The sequence below is a fragment of the Pseudomonas sp. MMS21 TM103 genome, from assembly GCF_022132145.1.
Lineage (GTDB): Bacteria > Pseudomonadota > Gammaproteobacteria > Pseudomonadales > Pseudomonadaceae > Aquipseudomonas.
The window spans coordinates 505,871-529,900 of sequence record NZ_JAJISP010000001.1 but is presented as its reverse complement, the minus strand read 5'-3'; the positions used below and the strand labels follow the sequence as shown (position 1 = coordinate 529,900).

Here is a 24,030-nt window from a genome sequence, read left to right as displayed (position 1 = left end):
GGTGCGGTGCATGCAGTAGACCAAGCCGGGGCGTGGGGTGTGCCGGAGAATTGGAACGGTAGACTGCAGAAAGAAGGGTGCAAGGCCGTGGCGGCGCTTGCACCCGGGTGGCGGGAGCGGCTGTCGCCGCCGACCTATGGGGCGCTGACCAGTGCGGTGACGTTGATCAGCATGGATTGGCCGACCGACACATAATCCGGCTCGAGCATGGGCGAGCCGAACTCCGCTGTGGCCAGTTGATCTTCCTCCTGTCGACAGGCCTCGAGTGCGTCGTCGAAGAGGGCCGTTACCGCATCCAGAACATTGGGTTCGATATAGGCCGCATAGTTGACCGCGTTTTGCGCTTCGGCCGCATCGGCGGCGCAATGATCGGCCAGTGCGGGGCTGGCCATCAGCATCACCACGACCGGCCAGATATAAAGCGAAAGCTTGTTCATGACTCATACCTCCTGGGTCGGACTAGTTGGTGTTCGCGCAAAGGGCGTAAGTGGTGACGCTGGTAGTGGTCGAACCGGTTTGCCGTGATAGCACTGCTGTCCAGCCCGTACCAGTTACTGGGTAACTTGCAATGACGGACCAGTTGGCATTGGTATTGAGAACACCGCCACCGAGCACTTTCTTGTCCCCGGTGCAGTTCGCCGTGCAGGTTACGTTGCCGCCTGAGTTGTTGCAGTCGACGGATACGGATTCCCAAGCGGCCAAGCCGGTGGGGCCTTCCGGGCCGGTGTCGCCTTTCTCGCCCTGGATGCCTTGGATACCTTGTTCGCCGGTGTCGCCTTTCTTGCCCTGGATGCCTTGGATACCTTGTTCGCCGGTGTCGCCTTTCTCGCCCTGGATGCCTTGCTCGCCGGTATCGCCCTTCTCCCCCTTGGTGCCAGGGCAGGCGCCGCCGATGCCATGTTCGCAATCCCACACCCGCTGCTCGAGGGCACCAAGGCCGCCCTTGAGGTTGGTCACGACGTGCTCGACGGTGTGATCCGCCAGCGTTGGCGTGCTGAGGCCGAATAGCACCGCCGACAGCAGAGCGGTAGGTAAAACCGCCATACCGCCGCGTAAAGGCCTGCCCGCATCCATTGCGGTCAGCTGGTTGTGGTCTGCTGCCTGCCGAGAACTTCTTGGGTGCATGTAATCCATGATTGTTGTCCTGTCCGGTAAAAGAGCGCTCCTCTCCTACTAGTCAGACCATTCCGCTGCGATGCTCCCTGTGTGGGCCTGAGCGGCCCCAAGCCGCCAGCCCCGGGTCGGGGTTGGCGGCTTCGCGGTGTCCTGTGATCCCTGGTTGGGAGTCCTGAGGCTGAGGTTGAGGCCGATGACTTTCGTGTGCTGACCCAGGAGCGCGGCCCACATCAACCTGGTGTCAGTTTGATGTGGGTGTAGATCGACGCCGATACGTTGTAAAGCAGCTGAAACAGTGTTTAAGCGCTTTGCGACAGTATTCCGACGATCGGCTGCTGCTGGTTGATGATTAGGCAGATTGCAGACAATCGGCGCCAGATAAATGGCATGCTTTGGGTGCGAAGCTGCCGCTGTACTATCCATGAAAGTCGCCTGATTACAGGGTGTTAGGGCTTTATCGGGCGTCAGCAGGTTGCTGGGCAGTGCTGTTCGCCTGGATACGTCTTCGGTAGGGGTCGTTATGCAGCCGATACAGTTTCTGACGCTTCTGCTTAGTACCGACCGCTTGTTTTCCCTGCCGTGGCCGGAGGACGAGCGGGCTCTCTGGCCGGCGCTGGTGGTTCGTCGACGGCCGGCCGGTCGCCGAAACCACCGCCGAGGTTGAGTTCAGCCACACCTTCGCCCGCAGCGGCCGCTACTAGCCCAGGAAAGAAAAAGACAGATAAAGGCGACTAAAAAGGAGCCGCCCACTAGCCGGTCTCAAATCAAGGCTAAAAGCCAACTCACCCTGCAGTTAAAACTGCAGGGGTTTGAAGTGGTAAGGCATCACTTCGGTGTGGCCAGGACAAGCCCGTACTTGGACATCACGGACACCAGGGCCGCTTTATCCGGCGATCCTCCGGCGTTGACCACGGCGGCGACATCTTTGAAGTATTGGGCGCCGATGTCCGGAGACTGGACGACCAAGGCACGAGTGGTCTCGGTGAAAGGGTTCGAGAAAGCATGAACCACGCCCTTTGGCGTGCTCATGCTTTGCCCTGGCGTCAGATCGCGCGTCTCAGTTCCAACCGTGTATCGAAGGGTTCCCTCCAGAACGTACAGGCATTCTTCGTTGTTGGAATGACTGTGCGGCGGAGGAACGTTTGAGCCCGGTGGCACTGTCAGTTCAAACATTCCGATGCTCGCTGTTTGCGAGCCATCGACGACGTAGTTGATGCCAAGTTGGCCGACTTTGATTTCAGTAGCGCTCATGGAATTCCTTCGCTAGTAGACGCGGCGGCGTGATCGTTGGTGATGCCTAAAGTCTAGGCTAGGGGGCGCGCGGCACGCCGCCCAAGAGTGGGTCTAAAGGGGGCAGTCGAAAGGGGTGGTACTCGATTCGTCCTGGGTAGGCCGCTCATCCAGCTGTCGGTGCGGATGCTCGATAATGGCTAATGACTGTCACTGCCTGGAAAATTGTGCACAATGCTGTATGCAATTCTTCTGGCTACCCACAACAATAACAAGGCAGGCTTCCCATGCATTTCTGGCAACGCAGCATTCAGTGGCAACTGATCCTGAGCATGGGCGCGGCGTTGCTTGCCAGCATCCTCATCGTGGTGGGCATCTATTCGGCGGTGGTCAACCGTCTGGCCGAGCGTTATCTGGTCGAGGAGGCGTTGCCGGCGAGCATCCTGGCCATCCGTAACGATCTCGAGCGTGTGCTGACCGAGCCGCTGACCGCTGCCCGTGGCATTGCCGAGAACAGCCTGGTGGTGGATTGGCTGGAGCAAGGCGAGGACACCACTCAACAGGCCGCGTTCGTGCGCTACCTGAGCGCTGTGCAGACTCAGCAAAAAGCCCTGACGACCTTTATTGTCGGCCTGGACAGCGGTCACTATTTCACCGGCAAGGGCCTCGATCGCAGTCTGGCGCGCGGGCCGGCCGAGAATGCCTGGTTCTACGGTTTCGTCGATGGCGGCAAGGCGCGCTCGCTGGATATCGACATCGACCAGACCACCCGCGAACCGACCCTGTTCATCAACCAGCGTGTCGTCGCCGCTGGCAAGACGCTGGGGGTGGCCGGTCTGGGCTTCAGCCTGAGCGCGATGTCCGAGATGGTTCGCAACTTCCATTTCGGCGAGGCTGGCCGGGTCTATCTGGTCAGCGCGGACGGCAAGGTCAAGGTGCACCCGCAGTCCGAGTTCAATAATAGCCGCGACCTCGGCCAGCTGGTCGGTGACCAGGCGGCGAGCGAGTTGCTGGCCAAAGGCCGCGATGCGGTGTCCTTCCAGCGTGATGGCGAGCGCTTCCTGGCCATCGCCCAGCCGCTGCAGACCCTGGATTGGCTGCTGGTGAGCGAGATACCCGAGGCGGAAATCTATGCCGAGGCGCGTCAGGCCCTGTTGATGAGCAGCCTGATCGGTGGCGGCGTGGCGTTGTTGTTCCTCGGCCTGGTGGTGCTGCTGGCACGCGGACTGGTGCGGCCAATTCGCCAGGTCACGGCGGCGTTGGTGGAGATCGGTGGTGGCGGCGGCGACCTGACCCGCCGCCTGGATGAGTCGCGGGCCGACGAATTGGGCGATCTGGCCCGCGGTTTCAACAGTTTCGTCGGCAGTCAGCGCAGCCTGATCGCCGATGTCCTGGCCACCAGCGAACGCCTGCGTAGCTCGGTCGAGCAGGTTGCCCGGGTGGTGGAGAACACCGCGGGGCGCGCCGGCCAGCAGCAGGAAATGACCGACATGGTCGCCACCGCGGTGCATGAGATGGGCCTGACCGTGCAGGAAATCGCGGGCAATGCCAACCGCGCCGCCCAGGCCTCGCACGGTGCCCGTGATGAGGCGCAGCAGGCGCGTGTGGTGGTCGGTCAGTCGATCGAGCACATCGAGCGGATGTCCGCCGACATTGGCAGCGCGGCCGCGGCGGTGGGTGAACTGGCCGAGCAGGTGGCGTCCATCGACCAGGTGCTGGCGGTGATCCGCGGCATCTCCGAACAGACCAACCTGCTGGCGCTGAACGCCGCCATCGAGGCGGCGCGGGCCGGTGAAATGGGCCGCGGCTTTGCCGTGGTGGCCGACGAGGTACGTACCCTGGCCAGCCGTACCCAGAGCTCCACCGACGAAATCCAGCAGATGATCCTGCGCCTCAAACAGGGCGCCGACACCGCGGTCAGTTCCATGCATGCCGGCCAGGCCGCCACCGGCACCGGGGTCGAGGCCAGCCAGCGCACCGGCCAATCGCTGGGGGCGATCACCGAGCAGGTGGAAACCATCAGCGACATGAACACCCAGGTGGCGGCGGCGACCGAGGAGCAGTCGTCGGTCACCGAGGAGATCAACCGCAATGTGCAGGGCATCGCCGACCTGGCGCATGCCACCGCCGACGAGGTGCGCAGTTGTCGAGAGGACTGCCAGACCCTGAGTGGCCTGGCGGATGATCTGGCGCGGCAGATGGGCAGCTTCAGGCTGTAGGGCGTTCGTCGGCCGGCGGCCCCTGATGCGACGGAGTGCCGAACCCGAGCCGCTGGCCTGGGGTCGAATCAACTAGAGTTTAAGCGAGGCTCTCCCACCGTTCTTCGTCCACCGTCGCCGAGGTCGCCGACTATGTCTGAGGAGTCGCTGGTTTCCGCTGAAAAAGTGGCGGCCTTTCGCGCCGCCGTGCTGGCCAAGCTCACCTATGCGGTGGGCAAGGATCCCGAGCATGCCTTCGACCACGACTGGTTCGAGGCCATTGCCCTGGCTGCCCGTGATCACCTGGTCGACCAGTGGATGGACCACACCCGGCAGATCTACCGCGAGGGTCAGAAGCGGGTGTACTACCTGTCGCTGGAATTTCTGATTGGCCGCCTGTTGATCGACAACCTCAGCAACCTGGGCCTGCTGGAGGTGGCGCGCACGGCCCTGGCGGAGCTGGGAGTGGACCTCGAACGCATCCGTACCCTGGAACCGGACGCCGCGCTGGGCAACGGCGGCCTCGGCCGCCTGGCCGCCTGTTATCTGGAGAGCATGTCGACTCTCGGCGTGGCCGCGCACGGCTATGGCATCCGCTACGAACACGGGCTGTTCCGCCAGCAGATCGTCGATGGCTGGCAGCAGGAGCAGACCGAGAACTGGCTGGAGTTCGGCAACCCCTGGGAGTTCGAGCGGCCCGAGGTGAACTACCCGGTTGGTTTCTGCGGCGCGGTGACGACGCAGGTCGATGGGCAGGGCGTTGTCCGGCAAACCTGGGAGCCGGGCGAGACGGTGCGCGCCATCGCTTACGACACGCCAATCGTCGGTTGGCGCGGGGCCAGTGTGAATACCTTGCGCCTGTGGCGCGCCCGGGCCGAGGAGAACCTGCATCTGGAGCGCTTCAATGCCGGCGACCACATAGGCGCAGTGGTCGAGGTGGCGCGCGCCGAAAGCATCTCACGGGTGCTCTATCCGGCCGACAGCAGTGCAGCTGGCCAGGAATTGCGCCTGCGCCAGGAATACTTCTTCGTTTCCGCCTCGCTGCAGGATCTGTTGCGCCGTCATCTGGCGCAGCATGGCAGCCTGCTCTCGCTGCCCGAGCAGGCGGCGATCCAGCTCAACGACACCCACCCGGCGATTGCCGTGGCCGAGCTGATGCGGCTGCTGTTGGACGAGCACGGCCTGTCCTGGGAGCAGGCCTGGACGCTAACCACCGGCACGCTCGCCTACACCAACCACACCCTGCTGCCCGAGGCGCTGGAAACCTGGGCGGTGGCGCTGATGGAGCGCCTGCTGCCGCGCCATATGCAGATCATCTACCTGATCAACGCCCAGCATATCGATGCCCTGCGTGGGCAGGGCATCCATGATTTCGGGCTGCTGCGGGCCGTCTCGCTGATTGAGGAGGAGCATGGGCGGCGCGTGCGTATGGGCAACCTGGCCTTCCTCGGCTGCCACAGCGTCAACGGCGTCTCGGCGCTGCACACCCAGCTGATGCGTAACACTGTGTTCGCCGAGCTGCACCGGCTGTACCCGACGCGGATCAACAACAAGACCAACGGCATCACCTTTCGCCGCTGGTTGTACCAGGCCAATCCGCGCCTGACCGCACTGCTGGTCGACGTCGGCGGTGCGGCGCTGCTGGATGCGCCGCAGGCCCGCTTGCGGGATATCGAGCCCTACGCCGACAAGGCCTCCTTCTGCAAGCGCTTCGCCGCGCAGCGGCGGCACAATAAGGAGGCCCTGGTCGCGCTGGTCAGGGAGCGCCTGGGGATCGACCTCGACCCCGACGCGCTGTTCGACGTGCAGGTCAAGCGCATCCACGAGTACAAGCGCCAGCTGCTCAATCTGTTGCACACAGTGGCGCTGTATCAGGCGATACGCACCGATCCGAGCACCGACTGGGTGCCGCGGGTGAAGATCTTCGCCGGCAAGGCGGCAGCCAACTACCTGCAGGCCAAGCTGATCATCAAGCTGACCAATGACATCGCCCGCACGGTCAACGCCGACCCCACGGTGCGTGGACTGCTGAAGGTGGTCTTCATCCCCAACTACAACGTGACCCTGGCGGAGAGCATCATCCCGGCGGCCGACCTGTCCGAGCAGATATCCACCGCCGGCCTGGAAGCCTCGGGTACCAGCAACATGAAGTTCGCCCTCAATGGCGCCCTGACCATCGGCACCCTGGACGGCGCCAACGTGGAGATGCGCGAATGGGTCGGCGACGAGAACATGTTCATCTTCGGCCTCACCGTGCGCCAGGTGGAGGCGCGTCAGCGCGCTGGCGATCTCAATGCCGAGGCGGCCATTGCCGCCTCGCCGCGGCTTTCCGAGGCGCTGCTGGCAATTCGCAGCGGGGTGTTTTCGCCGGACGAGCCGTCGCGCTATGCCGGCCTGGTGGACGGCCTGACCGTGCATGACAGCTACATGGTCTGCGCCGATTTCGATGACTACTGGGATCACCAGCGCCTGGTCGATGCGCATTGGAACACGCCCAAGCAGTGGTGGCGCTCGGCGGTGCTGAACACCGCGCGCATGGGCTGGTTCTCGGCCGACCGTGCCGTCCGCGAATACGCTACCGAGATCTGGCGGGTGCTGGACTGAGAGGCTAGGCCGGTTCGAGGCGATTGCGGCCCCTGGCCTTGGCGCGATAGAGGGCGTCGTCGACCCGCTTGTAGAAGGTTTCCGCCGAGTCGTCGCACAGTGGCAGGAAGTGGCCGATGCCGAGGCTGCAGGTCAGCGGCAGCTCCTGCACTTGCGCCTGGATGTGCAGGGGCTGCTCGACCAGCGAGGTGCGAAAACGCTCGGCCAGCGGGATGGCCTGCTCCAGGGGGGTGTCGGGCATCAGTACGGCGAACTCCTCGCCACCCAGGCGCAGCAGGATATCGCTGTCGCGGCGGAACACCTGGCGCATGCGTTCGGCGAAGGCCTGCAGGCAGAGGTCGCCGGTGCGGTGACCGTATTGGTCGTTGACCGTCTTGAAGTAATCGATATCCAGCAGAATCAGGGTCAGCTGGCCGTTTTGTCGACGTGCGTTGGCCAGCCAGGCAGGCAGCAGGGCATTGAACTGATAACGATTACCCAGTTCGGTCAGGGCGTCGGTGCGACTCAGCCGGTCCAGCTGTTCGCCGTGCTGCAGCAGACGCAGTTCGCGTTCGAGGCCGATATAGTATTCGCGGTTCCAGCGATAGAGGAACAGACCCAGATAGACCAGGTAAGCCACCAATGCCACGGATTCGCCGATATCGCCGATGCCCAGGTGGAACTTCACCGCAGTGCTGGGCAGGTAGGTCAGCAGGATCGCCAGTGTGCAACGGCCCATGCGCATCGGGAAGGTAAACGCCAGGGCGGTGGCGAACACCACTGCGCTGAGCATGATCAGCAGGTGCGAGGCGACTATCCCTGGGAGCAACTGCAGGCCCGCCAGCATCAGGCCCCAGGTCATCGACTGGAGGAGGATGGTGAGCCAGTGTAAATCCAGCCAGCGCTGCAGCTGCGCCGGGTCGAGTTGTGCGGATGGGCGATGCTGACTGCGCAGGGCGAAGAACACCAGCAGCAACAGGCTGCCACCGGCCCACGCCCAGAGGCTCTCCAAGGGCTCGCTGCTGGTGAACCAGAGCAGGCCCCAGGCCAGCAGGTAGTAATAGCCGGCAAACCTGGAGCGGACATGGGTATCGCTTGCCTCCCGCCACAAGCTGAGACGGGTGCTGGGGGCCGCAGGCTCAGGCTTCATCGGCGTCGTACTCGGAGAACTACAGTTTCAGCCTAGCCGAACGATGGCCATTTGCTCTGGTCGGCCCGCTGGCCATTGTGCCGGGCAACCCGGTCGATAATTGGCACTAGTTGTCGTGCGCAACGCGAGCGGCAGTCGAGATACCAGGGCGTCATCTCCCCGGTCCGGATCGTATCGGGGCTTCGGGCCGCAGGCGCTTCTGCTCAGGCCTGGACCAGGCGGTTGCGGCCCGTATCCTTGGCCTTGTAGAGCGCATCGTCGACGCGCTTGAAGAAGGCTTCGGCGTTGTCGTCGCGCTGCGGATCGAAGCAGCCGACGCCGAGGCTGGAGGTCAATGGCAGGGTGTTGCCCTGCACTTCGAAGCCATGTTGGGTCAGTTCCAGGCGAAAGCTCTCCGCCAGCAGGCAGGCTTGTTCCAGCGTGGTATTGGGCATCAGTACGCCGAACTCCTCACCACCCAGGCGCAGCAGGGCATCACTGCCCCGGCGGAATATCTGGCGCATGCGTTCGGCAAAAACGCTGAGGCAGCTGTCCCCACAGGCATGGCCGTGTTCGTCGTTGACGCGCTTGAAGAAGTCGATGTCCAGCAGCACCAGCGACATCGGCTCGTTCTGGCGCTTGGCGTTGGCAACCATCACCGGGAACAGGCTGTTGAACAGATAGCGGTTGCCCAGTTGGGTCAGGCTGTCGGTGCGGCTGAGTTGTTCCAGGCTTTGCTGTTGTTCCAGCAGTTCGAGTTCGAGCGCCAGGGTGTTGTGGTACTCGCGGTGGCTGCGGATGAGCGCCAGGACCAGGTAGCTCAAGTAGAAGGCCAGGGTGATCAGGATCGCGTGCTGTTCATGCCAGTTCAGGGCCAGGGCGACCAGGCCGGGTAGATAGAGCAGGAGCAGGGCGGCAATGGCGCGGCCCTTGCGCATCGAGAAATTGAAGGCCATCGCCGTGCTGAAGGCGATGGTGCTGAGGGTGGCGATCAGCCAGGAACTGGCGAATGCCGGCTCGGTGAGGGCCCAGGCATGCACCAGTCCCCAGGACAGCGCGGTCAGCAGAACCAAGCCCCAGTGGCGGTCGAGCCAGGTGCGCAGTGCGTGTGGCGTCTCCTGCGCGGGCAGGCGATGGACCAGGCGCAGCGCCAGCAGCAGGGCGAACCAGCCGGCTCCGGCCAGTCCCCATGCCAGCAGTTCGGTCGGGTTGTCGCTGAACAGCCAGGTCAGCAACCACGCCAGCAGGTAGTAGATACCGCCCAGGCGGGTACGGGTTCGTGTGTCCTGGGCTTCGCGCCAGAGGACAAAGGTCTGGGGGTCGCGGGGTACTTCGGCGTTGCTCATAATGTGTGATCACAAAAACCGCTGGGCCCCGCCATAATGCGTCAGTCGGGCCTGGAGTGCCACTTTGCCATCACGCGTGCTGACGCGCGGATACGCAGCAACCTGGCGGGTCGGTCGCCAGGCGTGCAACCGACCCGCCGTAGCTGCGCCATTGCAGGTGGATGCGCTGATGCTGCGCGCGCGGGCGTGGCTTCGCGCATGGCTTTTGGCTACTGAGCATGGACGACAGGCGGCGGACCTTGCTCTGATCCCGTTCGACTGCCTGCTCGTGATTGTGCTCGTCCTGGATCAGCCGTTGCGGCTCATCCAGGGGCGACGAAGGCGTTCGAGATCCAGATCGTCGCCCCTATGGCCAGCGCCGAGCGCAGCGGGCGACTCAGCGCAGGATCAACAGCGGGCTGACACTGGTGCGCAGCAAGTGGCTGGTGGTGCTGCCGACCAGGAACTGGCGAATTCGTGAGTGGCCGTAGGCGCCCATGACCAGCAGGTCGATGCCGTGTTCGGTCTGGTAGGCGTGCAGGGTCGGTTCGACTTCGCCGGCGCGGATTGCCAGGTGCACCTCGCTGGCCGAACCCTGCAGTACGCGTTCGGCGGCCTTGAGCTGTTCCCAGGCGTCGCTGGTATCGGCGCCGACCATCAGCAGGTGACACGGCAGGCCCTTGAGCAGCGGGCTGGCGGCGATCATCTCGATGCCTTTACGCGCCGTGGCACTGCCGTCATAGGCGAACAGGTAGCTCTGCGGCGCCTTGAACTCGCCGCAGCTGACCAGGATCGGCCGCTGCAGGGTGCGGATCACGTTCTCCAGGTGGCTGCCGACCAGTTGGCTGAGGTTGTCGCTGGTTTCGCCCTGACGGCCGATCACCAGCAGGCGGATGTCCGCTTGCAGTTCGCCGAGACTTTCCACCAGATCGCCATGCCGTTGGCGCAGTTGCGGGTTGTTCACGCCGTCGGCGATGGCCCGGGCCTTGGCTGCTTCGAGCTGGTGATGGCCCTGCTCCAGGGCCAGCTTGCCGCGTTTTTCGTCAAGCGCCGCCAGTTCTGCCAGCAGGTGTTCGCGGCTGCCCAGACCGATGGTGCCGCTGAGGTCGCTCTGCTGTGGGTACTGGACCTGATCCAGGACATGCAGGAAGCACAGCGGTGCGTCGAGGCGCTGGCTGGCCCAGGCGGCGTAGTCGCAGACGCCGGTGGCGGATTGCGAACCATCGATACAAGCCATTACGTGGGTCATGCTGTGCTCCTTGTCAGTGGCCCATCAGTTGGTCGACGGTCTCGGGTTTGTCATGGACGCCAAAGCGGTCGACGATGGTGGCGCTGGCTTCGTTGAGGCCCAGTACTTCGACGTCGGTGCCTTCGCGGCGGAACTTGAGCACCACCTTGTCCAGGGCGGCGACGGCGGTGATATCCCAGAAGTGCGCACGGGACAGGTCGATGCTCACCTTATCAACCGCATCCTTGAAGTCAAAGGCAGCGACGAACTTGTCGGCGGAGCTGAAGAACACCTGGCCGACCACCTTGTAGTGGCGCTGGGTGCCGTCGTTGTCGGCCTCCGAGCTGATGTGCATGAAGTGGCCGATCTTGTTGGCGAAGAACATCGCCGCCAGCAGCACGCCGACCAGCACGCCATAGGCCAGGTTGTGGGTGAAGACCACCACCACCACCGTGGCGAGCATGACGATGTTGGTGGACAGTGGGAACTGCTTCAGGTTGCGCAGCGAGTCCCAGCTGAAGGTGCCGATCGACACCATGATCATCACCGCGACCAAGGCGGCCATGGGGATCTGGCTGACCCAGTCGCTGAGGAACACCACCATCAGCAGCAACACGACGCCGGCGGTCAGGCAGGACAGGCGACCACGGCCGCCGGATTTCACGTTGATCACCGACTGACCGATCATGGCGCAACCGGCCATGCCGCCGAGCAGGCCCGAGGCGATATTGGCTACGCCCTGGCCCTTGCACTCGCGGTTCTTGTCGCTCGTGGTGTCGGTCAGGTCGTCGACGATGGTTGCGGTCATCATCGACTCGAGCAGGCCGACCACGGCCAGGGCGGCGGCGTAGGGGAAGATGATCGCCAGGGTCTCGAGATTCAGCGGCACGTCCGGCCAAAGGAAGATCGGCAGGGTGTCCGGCAGCTCGCCCATATCGCCGACGGTGCGGATGTCCAGGCCCAGGACCATGGCCACGGCAGTCATCGACAGGATGCACACCAGCGGCGAGGGAATGACCTTGCCGATCTTCGGCACATAGGGGAACAGATAGATGATGGCGAGGCCCGTGGCGGTCATCGCGTAGACGTGCCAGCTGACGTTGGTCAGTTCCGGCAGCTGGGCCATGAAGATCAGGATCGCCAGGGCGTTGACGAAGCCGGTGACCACCGAGCGCGAGACGAAGCGCATCAGTGAGCCGAGCTTGAGGTAGCCGGCACCGATCTGCAGCACGCCGCAGAGCAGGGTGGCGGCCAGCAGGTATTCCAGGCCGTGGTTTTTCACCAGGGTCACCATCAGCAGGGCCATGGCCCCGGTGGCGGCGGAAATCATCCCCGGACGGCCGCCGACGAAGGCGATCACCACGGCGATACAGAAGGAGGCGTATAGACCGATCTTGGGGTCGACCCCGGCGATGATCGAGAAGGCGATGGCCTCCGGAATCAGCGCCAGCGCCACCACCAGGCCGGCGAGCACGTCGCCGCGGATGTTGAACAACCAAGTGTTTTTCAGGCTTTGCAGCATGGCGTAATTCCAAAGGACTGGGTTGTGCTGCCGCGCGAATAAGCGCAGGGCGGACAGGGTGAATGGCAGATTTGAAAATAAAACAAGCGCATGACCGAACAGCGTTTTGATACGCAAGGGCGCGCAACCGAGCTGCCGGGAAACCGGCGGGGCGATGCAGGAGGGGCGTAACGCTATGGCGGCTGAGGCAGGCAGCGTAATGGTTGGGCCAGTGTCATGACGACCTGTCTCTATCCATCGAAGCAAAAAAAGGCCGCGCACCTTAACACGGACGGGGTTTGCCCGCACCCGCGCACGGCTGATCTTCGGCGCGTGGCGGAACTTGGCCGGCGCCGCATGATCCAACCCGTGCGCCGACTGGCGCGGGCTCTCAGTTCTGTGCGCACGCGTGCCGAACGCTACTGAGCTACGCGGATTGCAACAATCGCGGAGCAGACTGCCTCCTCCCATCTGCACGCGAGAGTGACCAGCGATGATGTCAACTGCCAAGGGGGTGCTCGGACGGCTACCTCTCTTAAGTCCATGGACATGGGCGCTGCTGTTGGTCTTGCTGAGCCTGGTTTACCAAATGCGCACCTTGCACCTGGATGACCGCTTGTACTTCTGGATCCAGACCTCCTGGCACGAAACCGAGTGGCAAGACCGCAGCCTGTGGTTGTCGAAATACCGGGTGCGGGTCGACGCCAAGGCTGTGCCGGGTGTCAGCGATAACCTCTCCGGGTTGACCTATGACGAGCGCCGCGACCAGCTCTGGGCGGTGGTCAACAACCCGGAAGAGTTGCTGGCCCTGAGCACGGACGGCGAGGTCCTGGCGCGCTATCCGCTGAGCGGTTTCAGCGATGTGGAGGGCATCACCTACCTGGGAGACGACCTGCTGTTGTTGGCCGAGGAGCGTAACCAGGCGCTGGTGGTGGTCGAGGTGCCGGACCAGCCCGGCGCCTTGTTTCGCGAGGATTTCCAGGCGCTGACCCTGGGTATCGAGGCGGGCGACAATCAGGGCTTCGAGGGTGCCGGCTACGATCGCGGCGGTGACCGGCTGTTCGTGGTCAAGGAGCAGTCGCCGCGCAAGCTCTATGAAATCCGCGGGCTGAAAGCGAGCATCGAAGGCGACTTCGACCTCCAAGTGATCGACCGCGAGGAATGGATCAAGAATGTCTTCGCCACCGACCTGTCCTCAGTGCACTACGACGAACAGACCGGTCATCTGGCCTTGCTCAGCGATGAGTCGAAGTTGCTGATGGAGCTGGACGGCCAGGGCAAGCTGATCAGCTTCCGCTCGTTGCTTGGCGGCTTCGCCGGCCTGCAAGACAGTGTGCCGCAGGGCGAAGGCATGACCCTGGACGACCGCGGCAACCTGTACCTGGTCAGTGAACCCAATCTGTTCTACAAATTCGAGCGCAAGTGATTGCGGCGGCCGATTAACCGCGCCTGATCAGCCAGATACCGGCGACGATCAGCAGCAAGCCGCCGATCTTGCCGGGGCTGACCGGGGCTTCGCGAAAACCTGCCCAGCCGAAATGATCGAGGGTCAGGGCCATGCTCAGCTGGCCGACCAGAACCAGCGCCATCAGCAGCAAGGCGCCGATACGCGGCCCGGCGAAGGCGGCGATGAAGATGAAGAAGGCGCCGAGCAGGCCGCCGCTCCAATGCCACCAGGTCATCCCCTTGAGGGCACTGAGGCTGGGCGCTTCGCGCTGGACCAGGACCATCAGCAGCAGCGCCAGGCTGCCGACCAGAAAGGAGATCAAGGCGGCGCTGAGGGTACTCGACACCTGCTTGGCCAGCTGGCCGTTGATCCCCGCTTGCAGCGGCAGGCAGGCGCCGGCGAGAAAGGGCAGGGCGAGTAACCACCAGATCGGGACGGGCATGGGTATCTCCAGAGCGCGGGCGCGCAAGTATGCCGTAAAGCTGCCTATTTAGTCAGGATTGGAGGGTCGGGGAGTTGCCTTACAACGCCTTGGCGAATTGAATCAATGCCACCCGCGCGCCTTGCGAGTCGCGGCGCTCGACCACAGCGCTGAGCTGATAGCCGTGCTTGGGGTAGAGCAGCAGTCCGGCGCTGTTGGCGTTGAAGCAGGACACCTGCATGCGGGTGGCCTTGTAGTGGTCGCGCGCCAGCTGCTCCATCACCGTCAGCAGATAGCCCGCCACGCCCTGGCCGCGTGCCCAGGGCGCGACCATCAGGTTGCCGAGGGCGCAGAAGTCGCCATGCCGCCATTGGTAGAAATTGGCGAAGCCGGCCACTTGGCCATTCAGCAGCACCACAGTGCTGTCGCGGCGCTCGGCCATGGCCGCGGCCAACTGGCCGACACTGAGTGGCCAGTCGGCCTTCGGGTAGGCAAAGAACAACTCCTCGGCGCTCTGCGCGAACGCGACTATTGCGCTCAGGTCGGCGGCGCTGGCGGGGCGGTGGCTAAACATTGCGGGCTGATTCATCGGGCGTCCTGATCAGTGGGGTATTGCGTCAAGTGAACATGATTTCGCCGAGCCAAGGCTGGTCTGCAGCCGCCGCGCCACGACGGCTGCGGTCATGGCCAGGCCGTTCAGCGGTTCGGCTAATGCGGTGGGTATTGGCTGAGTACCTTGGCCACCGTTTCGCGAATCGCCGCGCTGCGTTCGCCCGGGTTCGGCTGGTTGTCCCGCAGGATTTGCCGGGCGCTGCCGCGCCAGACCAGTTTGCCGTCCTTGCTGTCATACAGGTCGATCTGCAGGGTGCCGACCTGGTAATCCACCGTGCGCGTTTCGCTGTAGCCCGGGCCGCCCCAGAAACCGCCTGCCCATGGGCTGCCCCAGGCGCCGCCGTACTGGGTGGTGACCTGGTCCTGGCGCTGGTCGACGATCAACCAGACCTGCACCCCGAGGTCGCCCGTCGAACCGCTGGGCGCGGCTCGCAGGCCACGCTGGTCGAGCTGTTCGGCGACCGCGCTGCGGATGCGTTGTTCGGTCAGGTCACTCTTCAGGCGCGGGTCGTCGGGTTTGTATTGCACGGCCGGCGCCTGCCAGTTCCAGCTGCGGTAGGCGGCGAAGTCGCGGTTGGGGTCGAAGTCACGATTGAGCTGGGTGGTTTGGCAGGCGCCGAGCAAGAGCAGGGCGGGAATCAGCAACAGGTGCAAACGCATGATCGAACCTCCAGGGTCTTGGGCAAATGCACACCGGTGCGTGCGCCAAGAACCGATGATTGCTGTGTATCAGGTTGGCGGGTAATTCTCCAGGGCACGTTGCAGGGCCGCTCGCAACGCCTTGCTGCGTTCGGCCTGGCGGCCGGCGCTGAGCAGCTCGGCGCTGCCGCTCCACACGGGTTGGCCGTCCCGAGCGTCGAACAGGTCGATGCGTACGATCAGCACTTCTTCCTCGTAGGTGCGTACCAGCGGCGCACTGCCCCATAGACCATAGTCGTGCCGATAGCCGCCGTGGCCGTAATAGCCGTCGTAGTCCTCGCGAACCTGTCGAATGCGCCGCTGCAGGTGCAGCTCGGTGCTGACTTCGAGGTCGGCGGCGCTGCCGGGTGGTGCCGGGCGCAGGCCGCGCTGATCGAGAGCATGGCTCAGCGCCTCCTGCACTTGAGCCGGACTGGCCCAGGCGCTACCGGCCGGTTGCTGCCCGTCCAACCAGGTCCAGCTGCGGTAGCGCGCATAATCGCGCACTGGCGCCGGGTAGGCGCTGAGGTCGAGGTGCTGGGCGGCCTGCGCCGGGGCTGGCGGCAGCGGGTTGGCCTGCGGCGTATAAGGGTTGTGGCTCTGGCAGGCGGCCAGGGCCAGGCACAATAACAGCGCCATGCGGTTCATCGATGCCTCCCCTCAGCGTGGTCGGCAGATCCAGTGCAGGTAGCGGCCCAGGCCGGCAAAGCTTGGGTGGCGGCGGTAGGCCAGCTCCATTTCCAGCAGGTCGATCAGCTCGGCCTTGGTCTGGAATTCGTGGGGCATGTAGTCATGGAAAACCCTCACGCCACTCTGGTTTTCGACCTGCCAAGTCGCCTCGAGTTGCGTCGCCAGCTCGCGCGGATCGATCGGTCGCTGTGGCGTCAGGCTCTGTTTCTCGCCGGCGAACTCGGCCTTGCGCAGCTTGCGGAAGTGACCCTTGAGCAGGTTGCGGTAGATCAGTGCGTCCTTGTTGTAGAAGGCCAGCGACAGCCAGCCACCCGGCGCGCAGAGCTGGTGCAGCACGGGCAGAATGGCCGCAGGCTCGGCCAGCCACTCCAGCACCGCGTGACAGACCACCAGGTCGTAGGGTTGATCGAGCTGGCCGAGCAGTTCCTGCCAGGGCGCCTGGATGAAACTCGCCGGTTGGCCGGCCCCGGCAAAGCGCTCGCGGGCACCGGCGAGCATGGGTTCGGCGGGTTCGGCGAGGGTGACCAGGTGGCCGCGTTCGGCCAGCCACAGCGCCATGTGGCCCAGCCCCGCGCCGATGTCCAGCACCCGCAGCGGTCGATCCGGCAGGGCTTCGGCGAGGTCGGCCTGGAGCACCGCCAGGCGAATAGCGCCCTTGGCGCCGCCGTAGATCTTCTCGGCGAAGCGCGTCGCCAGTTCATCGAAATGCCGGTCGGTCATGGTGCGAACCGCCGTTCGCTGTCGGCCAGCTTGGCGCGTACCGCCTGCTCCATGTCGATGCCCAGTTCGCTGCACATCAGCAGCAGGTAGAGCACGATATCGCCGACCTCCTGGCCGGCATGTTCCAGCTGCTCCGGGGCGAGCTGGCGCGACTGGTCTTCGCTCAGCCACTGAAAGATTTCCACCAGCTCGGCCATCTCCACGCTGGCGGCCATGGCCAGGTTCTTCGGGCTGTGGAATTGCCGCCAGTCATTGCGGTCGCGGATGGCGTGCAGACGGGCGGTGAGTTCGGTGAGGTTCATGCGGCTCCGGGGAGATGCGCTGGGGTGGAGGCGCATTGTTTCACGGGGTTGGACCAGCTGCCAGCTGCCAACCCCGTGGGCTGTTGCCGAACAGGAGCAGGTGCCGGGTAACGCTTGGCGAGCGGATCAGCGCCCGTTGCGGCCGGCGTGCGGTTACTCGTCCGCGTCCTGCGCCTCGCCTTTCAGCAGCGCCGCCTTGCGCGCCAGCCCCCAGCGATAGCCACTCAGCGCGCCGTCGGCGCCGATCACCCGATGGCAGGGCACCAGCAGGCCCAGCGGGTTGCTCGCACAGGCCCGCGCCACCGCACGAGGGTGGCTGTCGATGCTGGCGGCCAGTTCGCCATAGCTGCGGGTCTGGCCAGCGGGGATTTGGCGCAAGGCGCGCCACACCTGTTGCTGAAACACCGTGCCGCGCAAGTCCAGTGGCAACTGCGCGGCGCGTTGCGGCTCCTCGATCTGGCCGATGACCTGCTGCAGCCAGGCGCCCAGGCCGGCGTCGTCGCGTTGCAACTGGGCGGCGGCAAAGCGCTGGCGCAGCTCGCCTTCCAGGGTTTCGGGGGCGTCGCCGAACAGCAGGGCGCAGACGCCCTTGGCACTGCTGGCCAGCAGCAACTGGCCGAGCGGGCAGGCGGCGATGCTGTAGCGCAGGGTTTCGCCGGCGGCCTGGCGCCGGCGCTGCGCCGGGCTCAAGCCATCGCGCTGTTGATAGAGCGCCCGAGTGTCGGAATAGCCGGCGGCCAGCGCGGCATCCAGCACCGACCCGGCCTGCGCCAGGCGGGCCTCCAGGTGTGCGCGCCGCTGGGCATCGGCCCAGGCCTTCGGCGTCAACCCGGTGCGCGCCTTGAACGCGCGGGCCAGATGCGAGGGCGACAGGCCGATGCGTGCGGCGAGCTGGGCGAGGCTGGGGGTTTTGTCCTGTTCGACCAGCAAGCGGCAGGCGGCGACGACCAGTTGATCGAGCTGTTCGGCCGGGCTGGCGCCCTGTGGGGAGCAGCGTTTGCACGGGCGAAACCCCGCCGCTTCGGCGCTCGCCGGGGTGGCATGAAAGCTGACGTTGTCGCGTCGCGGCCGCCGCGCCGGGCAGCTCGGCCGGCAGTAGATGCCGGTGGAGCGCACGGCGAAGACGAACTGATTGTCGCGCGTGGCATCGCGCGCGCAGACGGCTTGCCAGCAAAGGTCGGTATCGGGCATGGCGCGGCTCCGCAGGATGATCAGTCGATTGTCGACCCTGATGCCGGGCACGCCAATACCAATCGCACTTTCAAAGCGTGCGTTCGGATTGCGCCTCAAGCCCCTTCATCCAGGCGGATACGGCCTACAAACAGCGTTAGCCGCGGCCCAGCCATTCGCCGCTCAGTGCCAGTCGAGGCTGAGCGCCTCCTGCCAGGCGAAGCGTTCGAAGTGACTGGCGACTACATGTTTGAGCTTGTCCAGTTGCGCCTGGTCCCGGCTCTGCACGGTCAGGCGCAGGCCATCGTGCTCGGCATTGAGCAGTGTCAGGCCGAAAGCGAACGCGATGCGGCCTTGCTGTTCGTCGAAACTTGTCGGGATCTTGTGGGCGAAGTGCTTGCACAGGCGGCCGATATAGCGCCCCGGGGTCGCGGTGGGCACATGGGTGGTGGCGGTCAAGGTCATGGGATCTCCAGAGTGTGGGCAAGAGCACCGTTGTAGGCGCGGATTGAGCCGCGAAACAGGTCGAGCGCCGACCGGGTTCGCGGCCAAAACGCAACCGCGTCCGGCCGATCCTGCGGCATCTGGCGCCGCTCATGGATCTCTATGGGTGAGGACGCCGGCTCAATAGCCGACGGTGAAACGCTGGCGGATATGTTGCGGGCGTTCCAGCTCATCGATGATTGCCACCGCCAGGTCGGCCACGGAAATGCTGGCCGGCGCCTCGCCGTTCATCAGCAGTTGATCGCCGCCGAGACGGAACTGGCCGCTGCGTTCGCCTGGCTGCAGCAGGGCCGGTGGCGAGATGAAGCTCCAGTCCAGGGTGTTTTCGCCCTGGATCAGGTTGAGCGCCTGGCGTGCGCCTTCGGCGCCTTCCTTGTAGGCGGCGGGGAAGTCCGGCGTGTCGAGCAGCTGCAGGTTCGGCGCGACATACAGGCTGCCGGCACCGCCAACCACCAGCAGGCGCTTGACCCCGGCCTGCTTGACCGCGGCGTAGATGGACCGGGTGCCCTGGATAAACAACTCGCGGATATTGGCCTGGCCCCAGCCGGGGTTGAAGGCATGGATCACCGCATCGTGGTCGGTCAGGGTGCGGGTCAGGGCTGCAGTGTCATAGACATCGCCAGCCATGGCTGTCAGCGCGGCGTGTTACGGCAGTTTCTGCGGGTTGCGGACGATGGCGGTGACCTGGTGGCCACGGTTCAGGGCTTCTTGCAGGACGGCTGCGCCAACGAAGCCGCTGGCGCCGATCAGGGCGAGTTTCATGGGGGTCTCCCGGTAATATTGCTGGAGACAGATAATCGCAGCTGGATAAAGGTCGGAAAAATAGGCTAAAACGGCTTTCACTATTAAGCAGGGCTTACTAATGGAGCAGCTCAAGCGCATGGCGATTTTCGCCACCGTGGTCGATCGCGGCTCGATGGTCGCGGCCGCCGAGGTACTGGGCATGACCGCCTCGGCGGTCAGTCAGCAGATTCGCAAGCTGGAGCAGAGCACCCAGGTCAGCCTGCTGCACCGCACCACGCGCAAACTGACCCTGACCGAGGCCGGCGCCACGTTCTACCAGAGCTGCGCCCAGGTCTTGGCGCTGGCCCAGCAGGCCGAGCAGCGTCTGGCCGAGCTGCGTGATGCGCCGGTGGGTGAGTTGCGCATCGCCGCACCTGTGGGGTTTTCCGGGCGGCCGATCAGCGCGGCGCTGGCGCCGCTGTTGCAGGCGCACAGTGGGCTGAGCCTGACCCTGTTGTTCCATGACGAGCAGATCGATTTGATCGAGCAGCGCATCGACCTGGCCATTCGTGTCGGTACCCTGCAGGACTCCAGCCTGGTGGCGCGGCATATTGGCGATTCGCGCATGCTGCTGTGCGCGGCGCCGAGCTACCTGGCGCGCAGGCCGTCGATAAGCCGGCCCGAAGACCTGGTCGGCCAGGATTGGCTGGTGCTGAGCGACCCGCAGCACAGCGTGCTCAACCTGCAAGGGCCCGGCGACGCGGTGGAGAAACTGCGTATCGAGAGTCGGGTGAACTGCAATAACATCCTCGCCGTGCGCCATTTCACCCTGGCGGGCATGGGCATCTCGCTGCAGCCGGAGCAGGAAATCCGCGACGAGCTGGCGCTCGGCAGCCTGCGCGTGCTGCTGCCGGACTGGCGCTTGCCACCGTTCGGCATCTATCTGGTCACCCCGCGCCGCGCTGCTCAGCCGGCCAAGGTGCGCTATGCCATCGAGGCGCTCCGGCAACATTTATTGCTCGCCTGAGGGACACATGGTGCTCCGTGGGCTGGGCTCTGCCCGAGGATTGCCGTATAACGGGCGGTATACGCGAATAGGGCAACACAGGACCCACGATTAAAGCTAATGAAGACGCCAAAACGTATTGAACCCCTGGTCGAGGCTGGCCTGGTCGACGAAGTGATGCGCCCGCTGATGAGTGGCAAGGAAGCCGAAGTCTACGTGGTGCGCTGCGGTGATGAGCTGCGCTGCGCCAAGGTCTACAAAGAGGCCAATAAACGCAGTTTCCGTCAGGCCGCGGTCTACCAGGAAGGCCGTAAGGTGCGCAGCAGCCGCGATACGCGGGCCATGACCAAGGGCACCAAGTACGGCCGCAAGGGCCAGGAAGATTCCTGGCAGAACGCCGAAGTGGCCGCCTTGTTCCACCTGGCTGGCGCCGGGGTACGGGTGCCCAAGCCCTACGACTTCCTCGAGGGTGTGTTGCTGATGGAGCTGGTCCTCGACTATGAGGGCGCTGTTGCGCCGCGCCTCAACGATGTCGACCTGCACCCGGAGGATGCCCGCGAATTCCATGCCTTCATGATCGGTGAAGTGGTCAAGATGCTCTGCGCCGGCCTGGTGCATGGCGACTTGTCCGAGTTCAACGTGCTGCTGGGGCCTGAAGGCCCGGTGATCATCGATCTGCCCCAGGCCGTCGATGCCGCTGCCAATAGCCATGCCTTCAGCATGCTCGAGCGCGATGTCGGCAATATGTCCGCCTACTTCGGTCAGTTCGCCCCGGAACTCAAGTACAGCAAGTACGCCAAGGAAATGTGGGCACTGTACGAAGCCGGCAAGCTGACCCCGGACAGCGTGCTAACCGGCGAGTTTGATGACCCGGAAGAGGCCGCCGATATCGATGCGGTGATGCGCGAGATCAAGGCCACCCTGGCCGATGAAGCGCGTCGGCTGGCGCTACTCGATGCCGAGGACGCGCCCGCCGGCGAAGAACCGCCGCCGCCCTGGGCGCAATAGTCGGCCGCACGCTGGGCGAAGGTTGAGACGGCGCGCCGGTTCAACCCGATTTCTCCGATCCATGGCGGTCGCCGCCATGGTGGATGAAAAATCCGCCCCTACAGACGTGCCAGCTGGAAGGTATCGCAACGGCCGACCTGGCCTTGTTCGAAGCCCAGCTTGAACCAGCGCACGCGCTGCGCTGAGGTCCCGTGGGTGAAGGAGTCCGGCACCACCTGGCCGCGCGCCTGTTGCTGCAAGCGGTCATCGCCGATGGCATTGGCGGCGTTCAGTGCCTCCTCCAGATCGCCCGCTTCCAGCCAGTCGAGGCGGCGCTGGGCGTGATGGGCCCAGATCCCGGCCAGGCAATCGGCCTGCAGTTCCTGGCGTACCAGCAGGCCGTTGTCGCCCTCCATGGCTTCACCCCGTTGCCGCGCCGCATTCACCTTGGCGGAGACACCGAGCAGGGTTTGCACGTGATGCCCCACTTCATGGGCGATCACGTAGGCCTGGGCGAAGTCGCCAGCGGCGCCGAAGCGTTGCTCCAGTTCACGGAAGAACGCCATATCCAGGTAGACCCGCTGATCGCCGGGGCAGTAGAAGGGGCCAACCGCCGAACTGGCGAAGCCACAGGCCGAATCGACGCCGCCACGGAACAGCACCAGGGTCGGGTCGCGGTATTGGCGCTGGGCGCTCTGGAAGATTTCGCGCCAGGTGTCCTCGGTGTCGCCGAGGATCGCGCGGACGAATTCCGCCTGTTCGTCGTTGCCGGCCGCAGGTGCACTGTTTTGCTGGCCGAGCGAGCTGGTCTGGGTGGCCTGGCCGGCCAGTTGGCCGAGGATCTGCAACGGATCCTGGCCCATCAGCAAACCGATGACCACCACGGCGGCGATCCCGCCGAGACTCAAACCCTTGGCCCCGCCAAAGCGTGATCCGCCACTGCGGCCGCGCGCATCCACTACGTTGTCGCTGCGTCTTGCCCGTTTCCAGCGCATTGCCCGGCTCCCTTCGCCATCTGCAGGCGCTTAGTGTCGTTGCTCTTAGGGACGTGCGCCAGTGGCGCCGTCAGTTGCCCGGGTAGTTGCCGAGTGTGCGTTCCTTGCCCTGCTGATCCAGGCCGATGACCTGATAGGCCTGTTGGCGGTCATCCACCTCCATGCCCGGTGAGCCGGCCGGCATGCCGGGTACGGCGGCGCCGAGCAGATCAGGCTGCTGGCGCAGTTTGAGGATGTCGGCCGCGGGCACATGCCCCTCGACGAACTTGCCGTCGATCACCCCGGTATGGCACGAGGACAGACGAGGCGGGACGCCTAGGCGCTGCTTGACTGCGCTCATGTCGCTTTCGACGTGGTCGATGACGTTGAAGCCGTTCTCCTGCAGGTGACTGATCCAGGCCTTGCAGCAGCCACAGTTGGCATCGCGGTGCACGTCGATGTCGATCGGCTCGGCGGCCTGGGCCAGGCCGGCAAAGAGGCCGGCGATAAGGATTAATGGACGCATGCTTGAACTCCACCGTAAATCGTTGGCCGAGCATAGCCCTGTCCCGGCAAAGGGCCAAATAGTCGGCTGTATCCGGATATGCCCTGGGCAGCCTATGCTGCGTTGACGATTCTTGGGGCAGGGAGCTGGCGATGTTGTTTGCACGTGTGATTCTGGTTGTTCAGATGCTGGCGCTGGCCGGTTTGGGCCTGATGTATTTCGTCCGTCCCCACGAGATGGCCAACCTCAGTGGGATGCTGCTGATGGCGCCTGCTGCGGCGACCGATGTGCGCGCCTATTACGGCGGCCTGCAGATCGGTCTGGCGGCGTTTTTGGCCCTGGCCCTCAGTCGTCTCGATCTGAGCCGCGCCGCCTTGACCCTGCTGGTGCTGCTCTACAGCGCGCTGGCACTGGCGCGCATCGGCGGGCTGTGGCTGGACGGCGGCGCCCAGCAAACCTTCAACCTGCTGGCATTGCTGGTCGAGGTGGTGTCCGCCGGGTTGGCTTTCTGGGCCTTGCGCGGGCTGTCGCGGCTATAACGCGAGGCCGACGATTTGCGCTGGCGCAATGTGAGCGGGTTATCTTCGCACCGCGCGAGCGGCTTGCAGGGCGCCGCTTCCCTCATTGCCCGATGGACCCGTAAGGATAAGCAATGCTTAAGTTGGCTGCGGCATTCATCTGCCTGACGACGCTGATGGCTTACTTCAGCTATCGCTTCACCAATCTGCCGCCGGCGATCGGGGTCATGGCGACTGTGGGGGTGCTGCTCTCGACGCTGATGATTGCAGGCATGGCCTACTGGATGCTGGGGTTGTTTGCGCGGTGGCATCTCGGTGGCCTTGGCGCTGTCCCTGCCGGCCGGCCCTGAACGCGACCTGCTGTTGATCATCGTCCTCGGCTCGATCCTGATCCAGGGACTGACCATCGGCCCGCTGGTGAAGAAGATCTACCCCGACAAGACGGCTGGCGCAGGCGATTGAA

The 24,030-nt window shown here is 64.5% G+C and carries 24 protein-coding genes and 3 pseudogenes; 9 read left to right on the top strand and 18 right to left on the bottom strand.

Annotated features, from left to right (window positions below; all coding sequences use genetic code 11):
• Positions 1-134 precede the first annotated feature (134 nt).
• The 3 genes from LJY18_RS02460 to LJY18_RS02450 all read right to left on the bottom strand — a co-directional run bounded on the left by LJY18_RS02460 (position 135) and on the right by LJY18_RS02450 (position 2,367).
• Positions 135-437 carry a hypothetical protein gene (locus LJY18_RS02460; protein ID WP_238040139.1) on the bottom strand — a complete coding sequence of 101 codons (303 nt, stop codon included), beginning with the start codon at positions 435-437 and terminating at the stop codon, positions 135-137.
• A 22-nt stretch (positions 438-459) separates the two neighbouring features.
• Positions 460-1,134: a collagen-like protein gene (locus tag LJY18_RS02455; protein ID WP_238041129.1), complete on the bottom strand. Its 675-nt coding sequence runs from the start codon at positions 1,132-1,134 to the stop codon at positions 460-462.
• Between the two features lie 807 nt (positions 1,135-1,941).
• A complete protein-coding gene (locus LJY18_RS02450; protein ID WP_238040138.1) occupies positions 1,942-2,367 on the bottom strand; it encodes a cupin domain-containing protein in 426 nt (141 codons plus the stop codon).
• A 266-nt stretch (positions 2,368-2,633) separates the two neighbouring features.
• Here LJY18_RS02450 and LJY18_RS22625 point away from each other — a divergent pair.
• The 3 genes and pseudogenes from LJY18_RS22625 to LJY18_RS02440 form a co-directional block, all read left to right on the top strand.
• Positions 2,634-3,701, top strand: a pseudogene (locus tag LJY18_RS22625) (HAMP domain-containing protein); the annotation flags it as partial.
• A 126-nt stretch (positions 3,702-3,827) separates the two neighbouring features.
• Positions 3,828-4,565, top strand: a complete 738-nt coding sequence (locus tag LJY18_RS22620; protein WP_442964472.1) for a methyl-accepting chemotaxis protein — start codon at positions 3,828-3,830, stop codon at positions 4,563-4,565.
• A gap of 132 nt (positions 4,566-4,697) precedes the next feature.
• On the top strand, positions 4,698-7,148 hold the full coding sequence (locus LJY18_RS02440) for a glycogen/starch/alpha-glucan phosphorylase (protein ID WP_238040136.1): 2,451 nt from the start codon (positions 4,698-4,700) through the stop codon (positions 7,146-7,148).
• A 4-nt stretch (positions 7,149-7,152) separates the two neighbouring features.
• Here LJY18_RS02440 and LJY18_RS02435 read toward each other — a convergent pair whose 3' ends face one another.
• The 4 genes from LJY18_RS02435 to LJY18_RS02420 all read right to left on the bottom strand — a co-directional run bounded on the left by LJY18_RS02435 (position 7,153) and on the right by LJY18_RS02420 (position 12,331).
• Entirely contained in the window at positions 7,153-8,277 is a 1,125-nt protein-coding gene (locus LJY18_RS02435; protein ID WP_238040135.1) for a GGDEF domain-containing protein, read from the bottom strand.
• Positions 8,278-8,480: 203 nt separating this feature from the next.
• A complete protein-coding gene (locus tag LJY18_RS02430) occupies positions 8,481-9,602 on the bottom strand; it encodes a GGDEF domain-containing protein (protein ID WP_238040134.1) in 1,122 nt (373 codons plus the stop codon).
• A 376-nt stretch (positions 9,603-9,978) separates the two neighbouring features.
• On the bottom strand, positions 9,979-10,830 hold the full coding sequence (locus LJY18_RS02425) for a universal stress protein (protein WP_238040133.1): 852 nt from the start codon (positions 10,828-10,830) through the stop codon (positions 9,979-9,981).
• Between the two features lie 13 nt (positions 10,831-10,843).
• On the bottom strand, positions 10,844-12,331 hold the full coding sequence (locus LJY18_RS02420) for a SulP family inorganic anion transporter (RefSeq protein ID WP_238040132.1): 1,488 nt from the start codon (positions 12,329-12,331) through the stop codon (positions 10,844-10,846).
• A gap of 472 nt (positions 12,332-12,803) precedes the next feature.
• Between LJY18_RS02420 and LJY18_RS02415 the strand changes: the two genes are divergently transcribed.
• Positions 12,804-13,736, top strand: a complete 933-nt coding sequence (locus tag LJY18_RS02415) for an SdiA-regulated domain-containing protein (protein ID WP_238040131.1) — start codon at positions 12,804-12,806, stop codon at positions 13,734-13,736.
• 13 nt (positions 13,737-13,749) lie between these two features.
• On the opposite strand, the gene LJY18_RS02410 is transcribed toward LJY18_RS02415, so the two are convergent.
• The 9 genes and pseudogenes from LJY18_RS02410 to LJY18_RS02370 form a co-directional block, all read right to left on the bottom strand.
• The gene (locus tag LJY18_RS02410; RefSeq protein ID WP_238040130.1) at positions 13,750-14,199 is read right to left on the bottom strand and encodes a DMT family transporter; all 450 of its coding nucleotides are present in this window, start codon (positions 14,197-14,199) and stop codon (positions 13,750-13,752) included.
• A gap of 79 nt (positions 14,200-14,278) precedes the next feature.
• Entirely contained in the window at positions 14,279-14,767 is a 489-nt protein-coding gene (locus tag LJY18_RS02405; protein ID WP_238040129.1) for a GNAT family N-acetyltransferase, read from the bottom strand.
• A gap of 119 nt (positions 14,768-14,886) precedes the next feature.
• Positions 14,887-15,450 carry a DUF4136 domain-containing protein gene (locus LJY18_RS02400; protein WP_238040128.1) on the bottom strand — a complete coding sequence of 188 codons (564 nt, stop codon included), beginning with the start codon at positions 15,448-15,450 and terminating at the stop codon, positions 14,887-14,889.
• Positions 15,451-15,519: 69 nt separating this feature from the next.
• Complete coding sequence (locus LJY18_RS02395) at positions 15,520-16,116, bottom strand: DUF4136 domain-containing protein (protein WP_238040127.1); 597 nt, start codon at positions 16,114-16,116, stop codon at positions 15,520-15,522.
• Between the two features lie 12 nt (positions 16,117-16,128).
• Complete coding sequence (locus tag LJY18_RS02390; protein ID WP_238040126.1) at positions 16,129-16,878, bottom strand: methyltransferase domain-containing protein; 750 nt, start codon at positions 16,876-16,878, stop codon at positions 16,129-16,131.
• Complete coding sequence (locus tag LJY18_RS02385; RefSeq protein WP_238040125.1) at positions 16,875-17,180, bottom strand: nucleotide pyrophosphohydrolase; 306 nt, start codon at positions 17,178-17,180, stop codon at positions 16,875-16,877. The genes LJY18_RS02390 and LJY18_RS02385 overlap by 4 nt, the downstream gene beginning before the upstream one ends.
• 153 nt (positions 17,181-17,333) lie before the next feature.
• Entirely contained in the window at positions 17,334-18,371 is a 1,038-nt protein-coding gene (ada, locus tag LJY18_RS02380; RefSeq protein WP_238040124.1) for a bifunctional DNA-binding transcriptional regulator/O6-methylguanine-DNA methyltransferase Ada, read from the bottom strand.
• A gap of 162 nt (positions 18,372-18,533) precedes the next feature.
• Positions 18,534-18,815: a DUF2218 domain-containing protein gene (locus LJY18_RS02375; protein ID WP_238040123.1), complete on the bottom strand. Its 282-nt coding sequence runs from the start codon at positions 18,813-18,815 to the stop codon at positions 18,534-18,536.
• A 159-nt stretch (positions 18,816-18,974) separates the two neighbouring features.
• Positions 18,975-19,616, bottom strand: a pseudogene (locus tag LJY18_RS02370) (NAD(P)-dependent oxidoreductase).
• A gap of 100 nt (positions 19,617-19,716) precedes the next feature.
• Between LJY18_RS02370 and LJY18_RS02365 the strand changes: the two are divergent.
• Positions 19,717-20,604 (top strand): LysR family transcriptional regulator, encoded by an 888-nt coding sequence (locus LJY18_RS02365; RefSeq protein ID WP_238040122.1) that lies wholly within the window; start codon positions 19,717-19,719, stop codon positions 20,602-20,604.
• A 99-nt stretch (positions 20,605-20,703) separates the two neighbouring features.
• Positions 20,704-21,591 carry a PA4780 family RIO1-like protein kinase gene (locus LJY18_RS02360; RefSeq protein ID WP_238040121.1) on the top strand — a complete coding sequence of 296 codons (888 nt, stop codon included), beginning with the start codon at positions 20,704-20,706 and terminating at the stop codon, positions 21,589-21,591.
• Between the two features lie 98 nt (positions 21,592-21,689).
• Here the strand turns inward: LJY18_RS02360 and ypfJ are convergent, their stop codons facing one another.
• Positions 21,690-22,565, bottom strand: coding sequence for a KPN_02809 family neutral zinc metallopeptidase (gene ypfJ, locus LJY18_RS02355; RefSeq protein ID WP_238040120.1), 876 nt, complete (start codon positions 22,563-22,565; stop codon positions 21,690-21,692).
• Positions 22,566-22,635: 70 nt separating this feature from the next.
• Positions 22,636-23,070 carry a DUF411 domain-containing protein gene (locus tag LJY18_RS02350; RefSeq protein ID WP_238040119.1) on the bottom strand — a complete coding sequence of 145 codons (435 nt, stop codon included), beginning with the start codon at positions 23,068-23,070 and terminating at the stop codon, positions 22,636-22,638.
• A gap of 131 nt (positions 23,071-23,201) precedes the next feature.
• Between LJY18_RS02350 and LJY18_RS02345 the strand changes: the two genes are divergently transcribed.
• The 3 genes and pseudogenes from LJY18_RS02345 to LJY18_RS02335 form a co-directional block, all read left to right on the top strand.
• A complete protein-coding gene (locus LJY18_RS02345) occupies positions 23,202-23,588 on the top strand; it encodes a DUF4345 domain-containing protein (RefSeq protein WP_238040118.1) in 387 nt (128 codons plus the stop codon).
• 113 nt (positions 23,589-23,701) lie between these two features.
• On the top strand, positions 23,702-23,917 hold the full coding sequence (locus LJY18_RS02340; RefSeq protein ID WP_238041128.1) for a hypothetical protein: 216 nt from the start codon (positions 23,702-23,704) through the stop codon (positions 23,915-23,917).
• A pseudogene (locus LJY18_RS02335) lies at positions 23,856-24,029 on the top strand (cation:proton antiporter); the annotation flags it as partial. The gene LJY18_RS02340 and the pseudogene LJY18_RS02335, both read left to right, overlap by 62 nt.
• Between the last annotated feature and the right edge of the window lies 1 nt (position 24,030).